Source organism: Streptomyces akebiae (genome assembly GCF_019599145.1).
GTDB classification, from domain to species: Bacteria; Actinomycetota; Actinomycetes; order Streptomycetales; family Streptomycetaceae; genus Streptomyces; species Streptomyces akebiae.
Window position 1 is genome coordinate 1918770 of record NZ_CP080647.1, and the last position, 15537, is coordinate 1934306.

The window sequence follows — 15537 nt, forward strand, 5'->3', positions numbered from 1 at the left end:
TAGCCGCGGTCGTGCCCGCGGGCCTGTCCTCCCCTCCCCTGGAGGGGAGGACTGCGGGCCCTGTGGCCCACCGTCCTGCCCGACCCTGGCCGGCGCCGGGTCGCCCTCGCGCTCGACACCGGCTCCCAGGGCCTGCTCTACATCGCCGGCCCGCTCCTGGTCGCCGCGCTCGCCACCGCCTACGGTCCCCGCGCCGCGATCCTCGCGACCGTCGTGCTCGGCCTTGTGGGCACGACCGTGGTGCTCACCGCGCCCCCGTCCCGCACCTGGCGCCCGCAGCACACCGCTGGCTCCGCCGCGGCCGGGCTGCACAGCACGCCCCTGTCGCTGGTCTTCCTGGCTCATGCCGGCTTCGGGATCGCCCTCGGCGCGATGAACGTCTGGGCGGTGGCCATGGCCGAACTGCACGAGGTGGAACTGCTGTCCGGACTGATCCCAGCCGCCTTCGCCACCGGCAGCTTCCTCGGCGGACTCCTCTACGCCCGCCGAGCCTGGCCGGGCTCGCCCATCGTCCAGCTGCTGTCGGGCGCGGCCGGATTCTGCGCCGGGTGGTTGCCGCTGCTCGCCCTTCCCGGCCCTCACATGGCCACCGTCGTGGTCACCGTGCCGGGCGTGTTCCTCACTGTGGTGATCGCCTGCGGCTTCACGACCGCGGACGCCCTCGTGCCAACTCAGCGGAGAACCGAAGCGTACGCCTGGCTGATCGCCTCGGTCGGCGTCGGCCAGGCCGCCGGCACCGCCCTGGCCGGGGCCCTCGCCACCCACCGCCTCACAGCCGCGGCCCTGCCCGCGGCCGGAGCCGCCCTCGCCCTGACGGTCCTCGCCGCAGCCCGCCACCGCATCACCGCCCGTGGTGGCCACTGAACCCACCGCCGTCGTCCCACCCGTCTGTTTTCCACCCCAGCAACAGCGGCACGACCCGCGGGCCCCCGAATGGGGCTATTGCCGCTGGTCCGAGTCCGACACGCCCACCTCCCCGTGGATGTCGCCGCCGCCCCGCTTCCCATCCCTCACCTCTGAAAGGCCCTTCCGCCTTGGCCCACCCGTCTTCGTCCGTCTGGGAAACCGCATCGAGGACTGTGCGGTCTGCACCTCACCCGACCGCGACGAGCCAGCCCTGCTGCGCTGCGCCGTCCTCACGGTCTTGCAACACGGCGTCTTCATGGTCGAGGACGACATCCCGTTGGCCGAGATCCTCAGCGACGGCGGCCACTACCTGCGCGGCCTGGCTTCGTCCCTGGGCGGCGACGAGACCACCCCGGTGCCCAAGACCGAGCACTGGCCCTGGGTCGACGCCGAACTGCGCCTGCCCGTAGCCCGCGCCGCAGGTCTGGACGCCGTCAGCACCCTCGACACCCGTATCGACGGCGTCCTGGCCACCGCTGCCCGCAGGACCCCGCGGCGCCAGGCGGACCTCCTCGAACGCGCCGCCGAGCAGTTCGCCCAACAACACGCACCAGCCTCCCGCACCCCCTGACCCCGCCGGCGCCCGCGCCGCCCCCACACAAAGGAGAATCCCCGCCCATGGCCGTCCAGAAGATCTGGAGCGTTGTCCACGCCTGTGGACACGAGATCACGCATGACCTGTCTGACCGTCCCGCCGACCGGCGCGCCGGATTCGCCCGCTGGCTCACCGAACGCGACTGCACCGAATGCTGGAAGGCCGCCCGCGACGGCGACAGCGCCGGAAAGGAGGAGTGGCTGGCCGCCAAGCGAATCGAAGAACAGCAGGCCGCTACCGTGTGGGCCGAGCAGTTCGAGATGCCGCCGCTGGAGGGCACCGAACGCGCCCAAGGCTGGGGCGAGCGCTCCCGCCATCAGTTGGTCACCCGCGCATACGCCGCCCTGGTCACCGAGGGCACCTGGGACGAGACCGACTGGACCGTCCTGGAGGAGAAGGTCCGCACCGTCACCCGGGCCGGATGGTGGATCGACCAGCGCGATGCCGAGGGCACCGATCTGCCCGAACTCCTCGACGCCGCAACCGAGAACGACCGCGGCACCGAGAACCCGTACCGGTAGCCGACCAGCGGTTATACCCGACGATCCCCGGTTATCGAAACCGGGGATCCTCCGGAGCATTGACCTTCCACCGCCACCCCGTGCCGCTCGTGGAAGGACCCCTGCTGTGCCCGACGCTCCCGGCCCCTCGCACATACCAGCCGCTTGGAGACCGTCCCTGGAGCCGCTGACCGCCCAACGGGACATCACCCACGCCCACTTCGCCCCTGGCGACACCGTTGTGATCCCCACCGGCGTCGCCGACGGCAGGCTGTCGGGCGACGTCATGACGATCGTCGCTCCTTCCTGGCACCTGCCGACGGACGAGGACGGCTGGCGGCTGCGCAACCCCAGGGGCGGCGAGCGCACCTTCATCACCGCCCACCCCCGCTACATGATCCATCTCTCCCGCCACTGCCCCGACTGCCTGATTTACCGGCGCGCCCTGGAGGACTATGTCCTGCCCAAGGTGCCCGTCGGGAGCGGGTCCTTCGACTGCGGCTGGTACTCCCTCACCCACCTCAACCAGCTCGTCCACCTCGCCGACGCCCGAGGTGGCCGGTGACTCTCCCCAACCGCCGCCCCGGAAGGGCCCTGACCCTGCTGCGTGCCGGTGCCGAAGCCGCCTCGGCCATCCCGGCACCCCACTGGCCCGCGCAGCTGGCCGCCCGTCTCAGCGAACTCGACGCGACCTGGCAGGAATCCGCGCAGCTGTGCGCCGACGCCGCGTGGACCGCACGGGCCTCCGGCCACAGCGTGCTGGGCCTCCTGCACCCCGATGACGCCCTCGCGCCCGGGCCTGACCCGATCACGACTACGGCGTATCGGCATCTGTACCTGAGCGCCCTGCGCTACGACTTCCGCTGCCCCACCCTCGCTCTGCTCGTCGAGCAGCTCTCGCTTCAGGAACGAGAGGGCCTGGACTGCTACAGCCGCGCCCTGTACGCCTTCGCCCTGCTGGGGCAGTCCCGGCCCGAGGGCCTCCCCCTCATGCAGCAGGTTCTCGACGACGCCGGCGACCACGTCAAGACGTTGCATGTGCTGCTGCACGGACTGTGGATCGGCCACGATCTGCCCGGGCGTGAGGAGAGCATGCTGCAGATCCTCGGCCAGCCGCCGTTCGCCTCGCGCACCGACCCGATCGCCCTGTTCCGTGAGGCCGGCGCCCTGCGCGGGCTCGGCGAGTATCAGGCCGCTCTGGAGTCGATTGACCGTGCACTGGACCTGCTGCCGCCTGGCGACGTATCCGTTCACGCCGACCTCGTCCGCGAACGCTCCCTGATCGCCTCGGCCCGCGACGTCCAGCGCCTCGTCGGCCGCCACGCGGAAGCAGGCCCGGAATGATCCCTCGCGTACACACCCGCAGCCCGTACGCCACGGAAGCGCTGACCGAGGCCCTCGGACGTCCCGTGTCCGATCAGGAGGGACTGACCGGGCACACGGTGGTCGCCCACTGGCCGGGCCTGGCCCCTGTCGCCCCTGACGACGAGCAGCAGCTCTGGACATCGCAGGATTGGGCGGACCACCTGGACACGCCGTCGTGGGAGTATCCCCGCGCCACGAGTCCCCGGAAGGACCGATTCGCCATCTGGCACGCCGACGTGCGTCTCGCCCTCGGCGACCGCCAGCTCACCGGCCCGGAGTGGTCCGAGATCGCGCACCGGCTCGCTCGCGCCGTCGGCATCGCCACGCCCGGCGACACGCGGAGCTGCCGCTGGATCGCAGTCCAGGCTCAGCCCCGGCGCCTCGATCTGATCGCCAACCTCATCCTTCCCAACGGCACGTGGACTTCCCAGCCCGGCCTGCTCCTCCGGCTGGCGGCGGAGTGCCGGCGGCTGGAGACGGCCCTCAGCCTCCTTGGGCCCTTGCCTGCCCGGTCCTCGCCGCACGCCGCCGCTCTCCCGGCCGCCGTGCACTCGGCTGCCGAGACGACGGGGCAGCTTGCCGAGCTGCTGCACCAGCTCGCCGATGAGGCCACCGGGCTGCTGGTCACCGGGCGCGGCCTCGTCGAGTTCGCGGCGCACCGTCTCGGCGCCCTTCCCCACGCCTACGGTCCCGCCATGGAACACCAGCTGGGATGGATCGCCCGCCGCCTGTACGGCATCCAGCAGGACCTCGACGCCGTTGTCGCAGACCTGGCGGCTGCCACGTCTGACCGGACAGCTCCGCCACCCGCGCTGCCTGTCCCGCGGCCTCCGACCGCATCTGCTCGTACTCGTTCAACTCCCTAGAAAGTTTCTGTCCCTTTGGCCCTGGCCGACCGTCTGTTGACTCTCCGGCGCGATGTTCATTCCGGCGAAGTCCTTGCCCGCGGAGGAGATCCCAAAGCCCACAGCATCCTGGAGCGCACCGGGTTCGTCCTCGTCGCCCGGCTCCACGAGCGCTACCACCGCCTGCCCACCGGCCTCGACGAGGCCGAGGAGCAGCGGATCGCCACCCGCGCGGTAGCCCGGCTGCGTGCGGTGAGCTACCACGTCGACTGCGACGAGGCGTTCGACACCGACAACCGGGAACCGTACTACCGGCCCCTCGGCGCCCAGGTCGCGAACCTCGCCGATCGTCTCCGCGAGGCGACCACGACCGACGAGGCCGCCGATGTCCTCACCGAGTTGACCGCCACCCACGACGGCATCCTGCCCGCCCTCGGCGACGTACTCGTCGCGGCAGCCGACTTCTTCGAAGGACTCGGCCAGCCTTCCGACCAGTACACCGCCCGGCGTTTGCGCTACCTCGCCGAGGAACGGTTGCGGATCGTCCGGTCCGACCTCGCGCGCACCCGCACCGACCTCGTCGGCCGGCACACGCCCCACCCCGGCCGGCGGCCGTGCACGGCCGAGACCGGCCCCGGCGAGACGGAAGCCTCCGCCGTCTGCGCCTGCCCGCCACCCCGCATCCCCACCAGCCCCGGTCCCCTCCCCACCGCGCCGGTCCCCACCAGCCGCCGGAGATGACCCGCCTGTCCCTTCCCGAGGAGACCTTTGCACGCCCCCGATGACTCTCTCGCCTCCTTCGCCGCCGTCCTCGCCGGCGAACTGCCCGGCCAGTGGAACAGCCAGTACCACCCTGACCGCGAAGACAACGACCACGACGAACTGGCCGTCGATGTCTGGGACATGGACCAGGTCGCCGATGCCATGGCCGAGTACAGCCTCGACCACTGCGCGGTCCTGACCCGGCACGTGGACGGCACGCGGCTGTTCGTCATGGACCGCAAGAGCCACGACGACGGCTTCCTCATCGCCGCCATGGCGCCCAAGGACCTGCCCATCGAGGCGTTCCGCGACGTTCGCGAGCCCGACGGCATCGCCGTCGACGCGGACCCCTTCCACGCCGCCAAGCACGTCCGGCTGCGCCTGCTGCCCCGCTACGACCAGGCCCTCGCCCAGGTACGGGACAACGCCTCCCGCCTTGCTGCGGACCTGGCCGACGAGCAGCGCGTCGTGATGACCTGGTCCGGCGAGGACCTCGTCGTCGCCAAGCCCGATCGCGACGACATCGCCCGGGCCCTGACCGAGTACGGCTTCACCTTCGACACAAGCCGGAACGAGTTTGTACTGTCCGACGGCGACTCAGCCCGGGTGGCCGCGTCCGTCCGCGCAGCCGGCCACCGTCTGTCCGAGCTGGGTGTCGGCGTCCTCCTGTCCCGCCCGACAGGCCGGGCCGCGCTGGACATCACACCTGCCCAGCGGCCCACCCCGCCGACTCCGGCCCCGCACCGAACCCGGTGACAGGCCGGGCCCCTGGTGGCGCGCCGGAGTTCTTCGTCCTCAGCTACATCACCATCACCCGCGATCCGCGCACGCAGCTCGTCGTCGCCATCGGCGGCGACGAACGCGCGGCCGGCATTGTCCAGACGGCCGGAGGATTCATCGACGCCCCGGGCCCTCGCGGCCCCTACCACCGCCAGCCCCACACCATGGCTGTCGACGAGCAGCGCACCGGCGCCACCGCCGCGGCCCTGGCCCTGCTGCAGGCCGGATACAGCGTCCATCTCGACCCCGCCCTCAACACCCTGAGCAGGCGGGACGAGGACCGGCAGGCCGCCCACCGCTACCTGGACCACCTCGCCGAACGCGCCCGCAACGCCAGCGGCGGCCACGAACGGGCCTCCATCCTCACCGAGATCGTCGCTCCCGACGACGGTGTGCTGCCCCGCCTGCGCGACATCCTGATGTCTCTCTGGACGCGTTGGGACGACCGCCTCCACGACGCCGGACACTCAGCGGCCCCCGCTGAGCAGCTGATCGACACGGTCAACGGCCTGTCCCGCCACACCCAGCGGCTCCAAGACATCCGCAACCAGGCCGCCCGTATCCCGGCATCTGCTCCATCCCCCGGCACCACGGCCAAGCCCGTCCCCGCGGCGCCCGGCCGGAGCCGCTGACCGCCCCTCTTCCGCCATAGGAGCATCCACCCGATGGGTAACCGTGCCGACGACGAAGGCACCGACGTCGAGATCTACCGCAAGCCCCTGACCGACACCGTCCACGCCGACACCCCCACCGGCGCCCCCGAACAACTCCTCGCCCTGCTCGACCGGCTCGGCTTCGAACGCAAGACCGTCTCGCCCGCAGGCACCGCGGGCCAGACCTACGCCTGGCACGAGGCCCCGAGCCACCTCAGCGAGGACGAGAAGAGGCGACTGGCCACCCGCGCCGTCCCCCCACTGCTCGCGGCCGGATACGTCGTCCACATCCCCGACTACCTCTTCGACCAAGCCGCCTACCTCAGCGCCGCGGACGAGCTCCGCACCCAGCGAGCGGCACCGGCCACCGCCTCGCCCGCGGCGACCGCCCGGCCCCGCCGTACGCGTGGCTGAATCACCCCGTCCCTCGGCCCGTCCCACAGGAGTCCACGCCCCCGGTGCCCCAACGTCCGCCGCAGGCCGTCCCGTATGTCCTGGCCGCGCCCGGCTACCTCGCCGGTGGCGGCGACTGGGAACACCTGACCGAGCTGCTGCTGCGCGGCCACGGCTGGCGCAACGTGTCCACAATTGACCAGCACACCGCCCTGGCCAGCCCCGACGGACGCCTCCACGTCATCCTCAACCGACGCGCGGACTGGACCTGGACCCTGCACGCCACCACCCCTGACGGGCAGGACTGGGCAGTGCTCCTCGGCGCGCACCTACCCGTCGAGTACATCACCGCCATGGTCAACGCCCTGCTCCAGCCGCCGCCCACCGGCGACCGGGCGGTCCTCGACCCGTTGCGTGCAGCGGGCTGGACCGAGCAGGCCACCGGTCCCGGGGCCTCGGCCGTGTCACCGGACGGCCTGGTCCACTTCACCGAGGAACCCGCTCACCCCAGCGCACCGAGACCCTGGCGCGCCGCCTGCACCGTCAACGGGTACCGGTGGTGGACAGCCACCTTCAGCACCCGCACCCCGCCCGGCATCGTCACCGCGTTCACCCGCAGCCTCGCCAGCGACGATCCGCTGCCGCGGATGGCCATCGGAACACCGCTGTACGGCTGCGGGCCCTACACCCGTCTCACCCCGACACCACACACGTATGAAGACGAGCAGGCGCTGCTCAAGGCCCGGATCGCCGACGTCCGCAGCCGCCGCGTCACCGGACCAGGCACCGCCACACCGCCGCCGAACCCCATCGGACGCACGCCGGCCACCCGCACGCGGTGAGCCTCACCCCTCTCGTCGACGTGCACCGCACCACCCCGTTCAGGAGATTTCCGTACCCCGCACCTCCCCTCGCCCCACTCCACCGCCGATCACCGCCGAGCGCCGGCCTCGTCTGGCCGTCTTCCTCTTCCGCCGCTACCTGCGCGCCTGCATGGTGCGCGCCCCCGCCCAGGCCCATCAGCTTGCCGGAGGGCGGCCCGAGGCCGCGCTGGATGAATCCCGGCGCCTCGGCCACCACACCTGACCCCCAGCGTCTGCCTCCAGGAGGCCCGTGACCGACCCGCCCCTCCACTCCGTCCCCCACGCCCGCGCGATCGCCGAACAGCTCGGCCAGCTCACCAGGCAGCTCGCGCTCGCCCCACCGCGCGAGGCCGCCCACATCCTCGCCACCGTCCTCGACCGCGACGTCGGCATCCTCGGCCACTTCACCCAACTGATGGCCACCGGCTCCCAGTTCGCCAAACGCACCTCCGAGCAAGGCATCCTCCCGCCCGAGGTCTGGCTCGCTGTCGGCCGCGCCGCCAACGAACTCCACGACATCGGCCTCGACCTCGACGAACACACCGAAGCCCTCGACGCCCTCGCCAGCGCCGTGGCACCAGCTCCCACGACAGCGCCGAAACCGGTGCCGACCGCCATGGTCGTGAGGAGACGCCGGTGAGCAGGAAACAGTGGACCGGCTGGCGCACACCACGCGCCGGAGGCGAACAGGCCGAGCAGCACTACCTCATCGAACCCCGTCATCTCGCCGGCGGCGGCAACCTCGGCCACGTCACCGAGTTCCTGCGCGCCTCCGGCTGGAAGGACTCCTCCCACCAAGGCGGCCCGTTCGTCTTCGACAGCCCCGACCGCACGATCCGTATCGGCTACGACCCGCACACCCAGCCTGGCGGCTGGACCATCTCCGGCAAGGCCGCCGGTGCTCAGCCGGCGTGGCATGCCACCTTCGGCCGGCAGACCCCGGTGGAGATCGTGGCCGGCGTCACCGACGCCCTCACCCGCCCCCGCTCCGCACACGCACCCAACGCCTGGGCTCCGCTGGAGCAACAGGGCTGGACCAGTGAGCGCGGCGAGGACCAGTCGTTCACCGCCGTCCATCCCGGCCGCGACACCTGGCTGCAGTACCGTCCCGGCGAGCGCGACCAGGACCTGTGGTGGGCCGGGGCCCGCACGGAACACGGGCAGACCTGGGACGCGGTGTTCACCCCCACCACCCCGCTGCATCTCATCGAGGCATTCGCCACGGCGCTGGCCGACCCGCAACCGGTGATGCGACCGCGCGGACATGTCCCGCCCACGAGCCGGGTCCGCACCACGTCCGTCTCGGTGCTGCCCTCCCAGCTCTCCGCCTGGCAGCAGGCCCGTATCACCGCCGCCCGCGCCGCTACCTGGGCCCGCTTCGCCACCACCAGCGCCCGCAAGCCGTCCCGCACTGCGGGCCCGTACGCCACCGCCGGTGGCCGACGCCGCTGACCCGCCTCGGGCAGCCCTCGCCAGGCGCCCGTTTCCCACCCCCACGCACGAGGAAGTTATGACCGACCTGACCTTTGACGACGCCCTCACCGCCGAAGATATCCACAGGGCTGTCCACAGCCTGGCCCGGCTCACCGCCCATCTGCGCACCGGCCCGGAGAACACCGAAGCCGCCGCTCTGCTCGCCCCGCTCGTCCACGCCGCCCCCGCCCTCATCGACACCGTCGCCCAGGTCCTGCGTGAGGTCTCCCGGCTCCTGGCCCAGCACGCCGACGTCCCGTGGGACGCGACCGTGACCGACCTGGTGCGCGAGTATCTCGACGCCGCCACGGCCGTCGATCAGCTGCGCAACCCGCTCAGCAAGACACTGAGCCTGCTGGAACCGGCGCCGATCCGTACCGTGCACGGCGACGGCGGGGGGAGCGGTACATGCCGGTGACCGAGCGACAGTTGGCCGGCCTCCGACGCGACCACGAGTCGACGATCCTGCATTCCACCAGTCCCCGGCACCTCGCGGGTCCCGGTGACGCCCGCCACGTCACCCACGCCCTGCTCGCCGCCGGCTGGACCATCACCTCCGACCCGGCTTCCCCCGAGACTGAGGTCACCAGCCCCGACCTGCAGGCCCGGCTGCAAGCCGCACCCCAGTTCAACCCGTCCGGCAGCTGGTGGCGCCTCACGGTCGAGCCGCCCAACTCCCGTAGTTGGTATGCCTCGTTCACCCAGCAGGTCCCGGCCGAGATCCTGGCCGGACTCACCGACACGCTCCTCACCCCTGCCCCTGCGGACCCGCCCGATCCGTGGGACCTCTTCCGCACAGCGGGCTGGAGCGTCACCCAGAGCGAGAACGGAACCGGCTTCGAGGCCCGCTCGCTCGACCGACGGGCGGTCGTTGAATACAGCCGCCCCTACGACGACGAGATCTCCTCCTCGTTCTCCTGGCGGATCCGCACCCGGGAGTACCCCGCCGACGCCGCCGAGTCCGCTTTCGACGGTCGCCCGGTCTGGAGCGGCTGGCTCGACGGACACGCCCCCGCGCAAGCCATCGCCGGCTTCATCGCCGCCTTGACCAGCGCCGAACCGCTGCTGCGCGGCTGGGGGCGGCACAACTGGCACCACGACGTCCAGCACGAGCGAACCAGCCGGACCGGCACGGATGTCGCCGACGCTCACCAGCAGCGCCTCAAGCACATCCAGGCCCAGGTCCGCGCCGCGCGACGCCGTCAGCGGCTGGACACCACCCCCTCCTCGGCTCACGTCGGCGCCTCCAACTCCTCGGCGGCTCGCACCCGATGACTGATGCAAGACCCCCTGTGGCCTCCCCACCCTCCCCTCCGAGCGTCATGCACCAGCAGCGCCTCGACCAGCTCGCCGCGTTCCTCCACACCGGCGAACAGATCCTGGCCGCGTGGGACGCCTACTCCGACCAGCACACCGACCCCGACAGCTGGCCGTACGACGACGAGTCCTACGGGCGGCGCGCAGCCCGCCGCGACGCCGACACCTGGGTCGCCGCCGCGCAGATCCGCCCCTTCGCCCGGGAGCTGGTCTCCACCGCCGAAGTCCAGCTCCAGCAGCTCCCCGCCCGGGCCGTCCAGTCCCACTGGGCGTGGCACCTGGCGGGCGCCGAAGACGCTCTCGACCAGCTCGACGCCTTCGAGGAGGACTATCGCGCCCGCCTCGACGACCTGCCGCCCTCCGCCCGGCCGGGGACAGAGGCATACGACGACCTCATCGACGCCCGCAACGCCGAGGCATGGCACGCACTCAACGAGCTGGCCCTGCACGCCCCCGTGATCCTCGCCATTCACACGACGACCCAACGCACCCCGCCTCGTCTGGAGGCCGTCGCGCCTCGACCCGCTCCAACGGCCTCCGCTGCCGCGGCGCCCGTGGCACGGAGGTGAGCCGCATGCGTTTCCTGCCTCACGATGCGGCCGACGAACTCCTCGTCACCCCGCCCTGCCTGGCCGGGGGCGGGGACCCGCGCTGGGTCACCGTGGCCCTCCACCAGGCCGGGGGATGGCGCTACGACCACACTCCGCTCTCCCCGATCGTCCATCTGGTCCGGCCCGACCAGCAGGCCGAGCTGAGCCTGTACCCGGACCCGGACGAGCCGTGGTGGACGATCCTCCACGCCCCCACCGACGAACAACCCGCCTGGTACGCCCGGTTCGGGGCGCGCATCCCGGTGGAGATCCTCGCCGCGTTCACCGACGCCCTCACCGAGCCCGCCCCCGGAGCGGCGGCGGTGAGTGATCCCTTCGAGATCCTGTACGCGGCCGGCTGGCTGGAACACTCCGACGTCTCGGCCTCGTCCCCCGACAGCCCCGTCCGTGTCGAGCGCGCCGGCCAGGGGCAAGGCAGCTGGTTCGTCACCACCTCCCTGCCCGGCGACCCCGACACGGTGATCTGGCGCGCCCACCTCGGCGCCGACACTCCGCTCCACCTGGTCGCCGCCTTCACCAGCGCCCTCACCGACCCCGCACCGCTGCGCCGCGACCCGCTCGCCCTCCCCTTCCAGGCTCGTCCCCACCTGCAGACGGCCCCCGCGCCGACGGGCCCGCCGGGCGGGCTGGATCCGCTGGAGCAGCGCGTCCAGGACCTCGCCGCACGCCGCCGGCGTGGCGCGCCCTCGCTGCCGCCGCGTCGGCCGCAGCCGCCACCGCGCCGTACGCGCTGACCCGGCCACACCTCTCACTCCGGAATCCTGCCCTTGCCCCACGCCTCCCCCGCCTCCTCCAGCAGCGACGGCTACGACATCGCCTTCAAGGTGCTCCTCGGCGCCCTCGCGATCGCCGTCCCCCTGTCCAACCTCGCCTGGCTGTGCGGCAACCTCGCCGCCTGGATCACCCACTCCGGTCCCTGGGCGCCGTACCAGCCCATCAACGCCCTCCTGCACCCCGACCAGCTCTGGCCTACCGCCGGAGAAACGACCCTGCTCATCGGTGCCCGCATCATCCCCGTCGCCGTGATGATCGCCCTCGCCGTCACCGCCGCAGTCGTCTGGTCACGACACAAGAACTCCGGCAGTGGCCGGAAGAAGAAGATCGCCGGCATGGCCAAGGCGAAGGACATCGAGCTGCTGATGGCCCGGGCGATCACCGCCAAGGCCCGCTCCCTGCGCCCCAGCCTGAAGGACGTCAAGCACATCGATGCCGCCGACACCGGCATCCTCCTCGGCAACCTCCAGGGCAGCCGCCACGAGGTCCGCATGGGGTACGAGGACGTCGCCGTCGCCATCATGGCGCCCCGCTCCGGCAAGACCACCTCGCTCGCGATCCCCTCGATCCTCGCCGCGCCCGGCCCCGTCCTGCTGACCTCCAACAAGGCCGCCGGCGACGCCTACACCGCCACCCTCGACGCACGGCAGAGGACCGGCCGGACGTGGTCGATGGACCCGCAGCAGATCGCCCACGCCGAACGGGAGATGTGGTGGAACCCGCTCGCCGACGCCAGGACCCTCGACGGCGCAGGCCGTCTGGCCGGCCACTTCCTCGCGGCTTCCATGGACGCCAGCCAGCAGGGCGACTTCTGGTCCAAGGCCGGCAGCAACATCCTGTCGCAGCTGTTCCTCGCCGCGGCTCTCGACGAACGGCCCATCACCGACGTCATGCAGTGGCTGGCCTTCCCCGCCGACCGCACCCCTCTCGACATCCTGCGCGACCACCAGTTCACCGCGGTCGCCGCCCAACTCAAGGGCACCGTCGAAGGACCGCCCGAAACCCGGGACGGCATCTACGAAACCGCCCGACAGTACGCCGCAGCCCTCCTCAACAGCGATATCGCGGCGTGGGTCACCCCACAGAAGGACGTGTCCGAGTTCCGGCCGTCGGAGTTCGTCTCGTCCACGGACACTCTGTACCTGCTGTCGAAGGACGGTGGCGGCGGCGCCAGTGCCCTGATCGCGGCGTGCGCGGACTCCGTCATGCGCGCGGCGACCGCGCAGGCCGAGCGCGCCGGCGGACGGCTCGACCCGCCCATGCTCGCGATCCTCGACGAGGCCGCCAACGTCTGCAAAATCTCCGATCTGCCCGACCTGTACAGCCACTTGGGCTCGCGCGGCATCATCCCCATCACGATCCTGCAGTCCTACCGCCAGGGCCAGAAAGTCTGGGGCGACGCGGGCATGGACGCCATGTGGTCCGCGAGCACCGTCAAGGTGATCGGCTCCGGCATCGACGATCCCGACTTCGCCGACAAACTCTCCCGCCTCATCGGCGACCACGACGTGGAGACCACCTCGACCTCCATCTCCGACTCGGGCAAGTCGACCTCCGTGTCGATGCGGCAGGAACGGATCCTGCCCGCGGACGCGATCCGCGCCCTGCCCAAGGGCACCGCCCTGTGCTTCGCCACCGGCATGCGCGCCGCCATGCTCGACCTGCGCCCCTGGTACGCGGAGCCCGACGCCGACGCACTGACTGCCGCCTCCGCCCGCGCATCGAAGGCCATCACCACCCGCGCCATCGCCAAGCACGCCCCGCAGCAAAGCGACTACGGCCCCGCCGCCTGACCACCCACCACGCCCGAGCACCCCGCCGGGCTGCCCCACCTGTACCCAGCCACCGGGATGACCGATAGCCATCACCGACCACCACGACGTCTTCATCGGCTCGACCGATGACGGATGGACGTTCGCCGTCCTCAACCGCCCCATCCGCAACGCCGCCCGACACCTGACCGCAGCAGGCTTCACAGCCCGCCAGCACCAGGGCCGCACCCTCTACCTCCTGCCGCCCGGGACCGCCGAGGACGCGCATGAGCGCGCCGGCGTCGCCTTCTACGGGCTCCTGTCCCACACCATGGACCTCGTCGACCTCGCCTGGACCACGCGCTACCCCCGCACCACCGACGCCGAGCCCGAGGCGACCATGCGCTTCCGCAACGGCACGGTCACCGCCACCGCGGTCACCGACCGGGCAAGGGGTGTCCTCATCCAGCACGGCTTCACCTCGACGAAGGCAACGCGGGAGTACACACTTCCCGCCGAGTTCGGTGAATCCGACGCCGTGGGTGCGGTGGTCTGTGCCGAATCCCACCTCTACACGCTCGGCGCCAGCGTGCGCGTCGACCTCGGGATCCCGACCCTCCAGGACATCCCGCCCGCGCCCGCCCGCCGTCCAGCCACGCCCGCGGCACCCTCCCCGGACCAGGCCCACCGACGCAGCCGCTGACCACCAAGCCCCCCGGCCCTCACCCGGAGCAGCACCATTCACCAGATCGACCTGCAAGCCGAGATCGCCCAACTGCGGCAACTCGGCAGCGCCTTCGAGGACTTGCACAGCGAAGTCCGCTCACTCACCCTCACACCCGGCACCGACGCCCGGCAGCAGCTCACGTCGAAGATCCTGTCCACGAACGAGCTGGTCCAACAGGCCATGGAACGCCTGGCCGCCCTCGACGGCAGCCAGTACGCCGCCGTACCCGGCAGCCGCCCGTCCCTGGAAGCGCTCGCCTCCGTCGTCTTCGCCGCCAGTATCGCCGCATCCGACTTGGCTGGCGCGCTGGAGGCCAACCCTCTGGAGGGCGCCGCGTTCCCCGGCCCGCCGACCGATGAAGCAGCCGTGCGCACGGTACGGCACACGGAGGCCGTCCCCGCCATTGCGGAGCACCTCGCGGACGCCGCCCACCAGCTCGACCTGGCCCACACCGGCTGCTACTACCTCGCCAGTGGTATCTCCCGGGACCTGAAACAGCACGCCGAACAGCAGCAGGCGACACCCGTGCCGGAGATCACGGCCAGCCAGTACGCCGTCCTCGCCCGGCTGTCCGCAGGAGGCGGCACCCGTTACGTAATCAGCCGGCACGGCGTGCTCAAGGCCATCGACAAGGACCGGGCCACCGTGCACGTCGCCACCCTCAACGCCCTGATCAAGCGAGGACTCGTCGAGGTGGACACCGCGACACCCCTGCACCAGGGCCAGCGCCTCGACGTCACCGCCGACGGCCGGCGTGCCCTCGCCCAGCACAAGCCCACCACAGTTGCCGCCCGAGCAGCGGCCGTGATGCCTCCTGCCACGAAGCAGGGAGCGTGCCGCAGACGGTGAGCTTCACCCCGACGGACCGCGTCCTGGCCTCCCCGCGCCACCTGGCCGGCGGCGGACTGGACCGGATCGGCGACACGCTCGGTCCGTTGATCCACCTGTTCGGCTGGAACTACACGCACGACGCCTTCAGCGATCAGCCGTGCCGACGGATCTTTGCCCTCATCGGTACCGGCTCGGGACCAAGCTCCAGCCATCGCCGCCACGCCCACCGCTACGCCGCCCTGGGCACGCCACCGCTAATCGTCTCGGCGCCCAAAGGCCAGCGGTACGGGGCTGAACGCCCGGCCCCCTCGGAGTCTCGGGGCCCCGGTACCTGCCTACACCCACTCACAGCGACAAGCGCAGTGCGGTGTCCAACAGCTGTCTCCACCGC

20 protein-coding genes are annotated in these 15537 nt (G+C 71.8%); all 20 read left to right on the forward strand.

Features of this window, described 5'->3' with window-relative positions; genetic code table 11:
- Window positions 1–141: 141 nt before the first annotated feature.
- The 20 genes from K1J60_RS08490 to K1J60_RS08585 all read left to right on the forward strand — a co-directional run bounded on the left by K1J60_RS08490 (window position 142) and on the right by K1J60_RS08585 (window position 15164).
- Window positions 142–864, forward strand: coding sequence for an MFS transporter (locus tag K1J60_RS08490; protein ID WP_398684235.1), 723 nt, complete (start codon window positions 142–144; stop codon window positions 862–864).
- Between the two features lie 298 nt (window positions 865–1162).
- Window positions 1163–1477 (forward strand): hypothetical protein, encoded by a 315-nt coding sequence (locus K1J60_RS08495; RefSeq protein ID WP_220645645.1) that lies wholly within the window; start codon window positions 1163–1165, stop codon window positions 1475–1477.
- Window positions 1478–1524: 47 nt separating this feature from the next.
- A complete protein-coding gene (locus K1J60_RS08500) occupies window positions 1525–2022 on the forward strand; it encodes a hypothetical protein (protein ID WP_220645646.1) in 498 nt (165 codons plus the stop codon).
- 106 nt (window positions 2023–2128) lie between these two features.
- Complete coding sequence (locus K1J60_RS08505; protein ID WP_259407628.1) at window positions 2129–2566, forward strand: hypothetical protein; 438 nt, start codon at window positions 2129–2131, stop codon at window positions 2564–2566.
- On the forward strand, window positions 2563–3345 hold the full coding sequence (locus K1J60_RS08510) for a hypothetical protein (RefSeq protein WP_220645647.1): 783 nt from the start codon (window positions 2563–2565) through the stop codon (window positions 3343–3345). Before K1J60_RS08505 ends, K1J60_RS08510 begins: the two co-directional genes overlap by 4 nt.
- On the forward strand, window positions 3342–4232 hold the full coding sequence (locus K1J60_RS08515) for a hypothetical protein (protein ID WP_220645648.1): 891 nt from the start codon (window positions 3342–3344) through the stop codon (window positions 4230–4232). Before K1J60_RS08510 ends, K1J60_RS08515 begins: the two co-directional genes overlap by 4 nt.
- 15 nt (window positions 4233–4247) lie before the next feature.
- Window positions 4248–4952 (forward strand): hypothetical protein, encoded by a 705-nt coding sequence (locus tag K1J60_RS08520; RefSeq protein WP_220645649.1) that lies wholly within the window; start codon window positions 4248–4250, stop codon window positions 4950–4952.
- A 27-nt stretch (window positions 4953–4979) separates the two neighbouring features.
- Window positions 4980–5729 carry a hypothetical protein gene (locus K1J60_RS08525; protein ID WP_220645650.1) on the forward strand — a complete coding sequence of 250 codons (750 nt, stop codon included), beginning with the start codon at window positions 4980–4982 and terminating at the stop codon, window positions 5727–5729.
- Window positions 5726–6385: a hypothetical protein gene (locus K1J60_RS08530; protein WP_220645651.1), complete on the forward strand. Its 660-nt coding sequence runs from the start codon at window positions 5726–5728 to the stop codon at window positions 6383–6385. Before K1J60_RS08525 ends, K1J60_RS08530 begins: the two co-directional genes overlap by 4 nt.
- A 33-nt stretch (window positions 6386–6418) precedes the next feature.
- Complete coding sequence (locus tag K1J60_RS08535; protein ID WP_220645652.1) at window positions 6419–6820, forward strand: hypothetical protein; 402 nt, start codon at window positions 6419–6421, stop codon at window positions 6818–6820.
- A 44-nt stretch (window positions 6821–6864) separates the two neighbouring features.
- A complete protein-coding gene (locus tag K1J60_RS08540) occupies window positions 6865–7641 on the forward strand; it encodes a DUF317 domain-containing protein (RefSeq protein WP_220645653.1) in 777 nt (258 codons plus the stop codon).
- A 271-nt stretch (window positions 7642–7912) separates the two neighbouring features.
- Window positions 7913–8302, forward strand: a complete 390-nt coding sequence (locus K1J60_RS08545) for a hypothetical protein (protein WP_220645654.1) — start codon at window positions 7913–7915, stop codon at window positions 8300–8302.
- On the forward strand, window positions 8299–9114 hold the full coding sequence (locus K1J60_RS08550; protein WP_220645655.1) for a DUF317 domain-containing protein: 816 nt from the start codon (window positions 8299–8301) through the stop codon (window positions 9112–9114). Before K1J60_RS08545 ends, K1J60_RS08550 begins: the two co-directional genes overlap by 4 nt.
- 58 nt (window positions 9115–9172) lie before the next feature.
- Window positions 9173–9553: a hypothetical protein gene (locus tag K1J60_RS08555; RefSeq protein WP_220645656.1), complete on the forward strand. Its 381-nt coding sequence runs from the start codon at window positions 9173–9175 to the stop codon at window positions 9551–9553.
- Entirely contained in the window at window positions 9544–10410 is an 867-nt protein-coding gene (locus K1J60_RS08560) for a DUF317 domain-containing protein (RefSeq protein ID WP_220645657.1), read from the forward strand. The genes K1J60_RS08555 and K1J60_RS08560 overlap by 10 nt, the downstream gene beginning before the upstream one ends.
- Before the next feature lie 47 nt (window positions 10411–10457).
- Window positions 10458–11021, forward strand: a complete 564-nt coding sequence (locus K1J60_RS08565) for a hypothetical protein (protein WP_220645658.1) — start codon at window positions 10458–10460, stop codon at window positions 11019–11021.
- A 5-nt stretch (window positions 11022–11026) separates the two neighbouring features.
- The gene (locus K1J60_RS08570; RefSeq protein WP_220645659.1) at window positions 11027–11797 is read left to right on the forward strand and encodes a DUF317 domain-containing protein; all 771 of its coding nucleotides are present in this window, start codon (window positions 11027–11029) and stop codon (window positions 11795–11797) included.
- 33 nt (window positions 11798–11830) lie between these two features.
- Window positions 11831–13630 carry a type IV secretory system conjugative DNA transfer family protein gene (locus K1J60_RS08575; RefSeq protein WP_220645660.1) on the forward strand — a complete coding sequence of 600 codons (1800 nt, stop codon included), beginning with the start codon at window positions 11831–11833 and terminating at the stop codon, window positions 13628–13630.
- Window positions 13631–13919: 289 nt separating this feature from the next.
- Window positions 13920–14291 carry a hypothetical protein gene (locus K1J60_RS45700; RefSeq protein WP_259407629.1) on the forward strand — a complete coding sequence of 124 codons (372 nt, stop codon included), beginning with the start codon at window positions 13920–13922 and terminating at the stop codon, window positions 14289–14291.
- Window positions 14292–14393: 102 nt separating this feature from the next.
- Entirely contained in the window at window positions 14394–15164 is a 771-nt protein-coding gene (locus K1J60_RS08585; RefSeq protein ID WP_220645661.1) for a hypothetical protein, read from the forward strand.
- Window positions 15165–15537 lie beyond the last annotated feature (373 nt).

Excerpts from the sequence above, each read along its gene's own strand:
- K1J60_RS08495 (WP_220645645.1), top strand. The coding sequence starts at position 1,163 with ATGGTCGAGGACGACATCCCGTTGGCCGAGATCCTCAGCGACGGCGGC.
- K1J60_RS08500 (WP_220645646.1), top strand. The coding sequence starts at position 1,525 with ATGGCCGTCCAGAAGATCTGGAGCGTTGTCCACGCCTGTGGACACGAG.
- K1J60_RS08515 (WP_220645648.1), top strand. The coding sequence starts at position 3,342 with ATGATCCCTCGCGTACACACCCGCAGCCCGTACGCCACGGAAGCGCTG.
- K1J60_RS08535 (WP_220645652.1), top strand. The coding sequence starts at position 6,419 with ATGGGTAACCGTGCCGACGACGAAGGCACCGACGTCGAGATCTACCGC.
- K1J60_RS08555 (WP_220645656.1), top strand. The coding sequence starts at position 9,173 with ATGACCGACCTGACCTTTGACGACGCCCTCACCGCCGAAGATATCCAC.
- K1J60_RS08560 (WP_220645657.1), top strand. The coding sequence starts at position 9,544 with ATGCCGGTGACCGAGCGACAGTTGGCCGGCCTCCGACGCGACCACGAG.
- K1J60_RS08565 (WP_220645658.1), top strand. The coding sequence starts at position 10,458 with ATGCACCAGCAGCGCCTCGACCAGCTCGCCGCGTTCCTCCACACCGGC.
- K1J60_RS08570 (WP_220645659.1), top strand. The coding sequence starts at position 11,027 with ATGCGTTTCCTGCCTCACGATGCGGCCGACGAACTCCTCGTCACCCCG.
- K1J60_RS45700 (WP_259407629.1), top strand. The coding sequence starts at position 13,920 with ATGGACCTCGTCGACCTCGCCTGGACCACGCGCTACCCCCGCACCACC.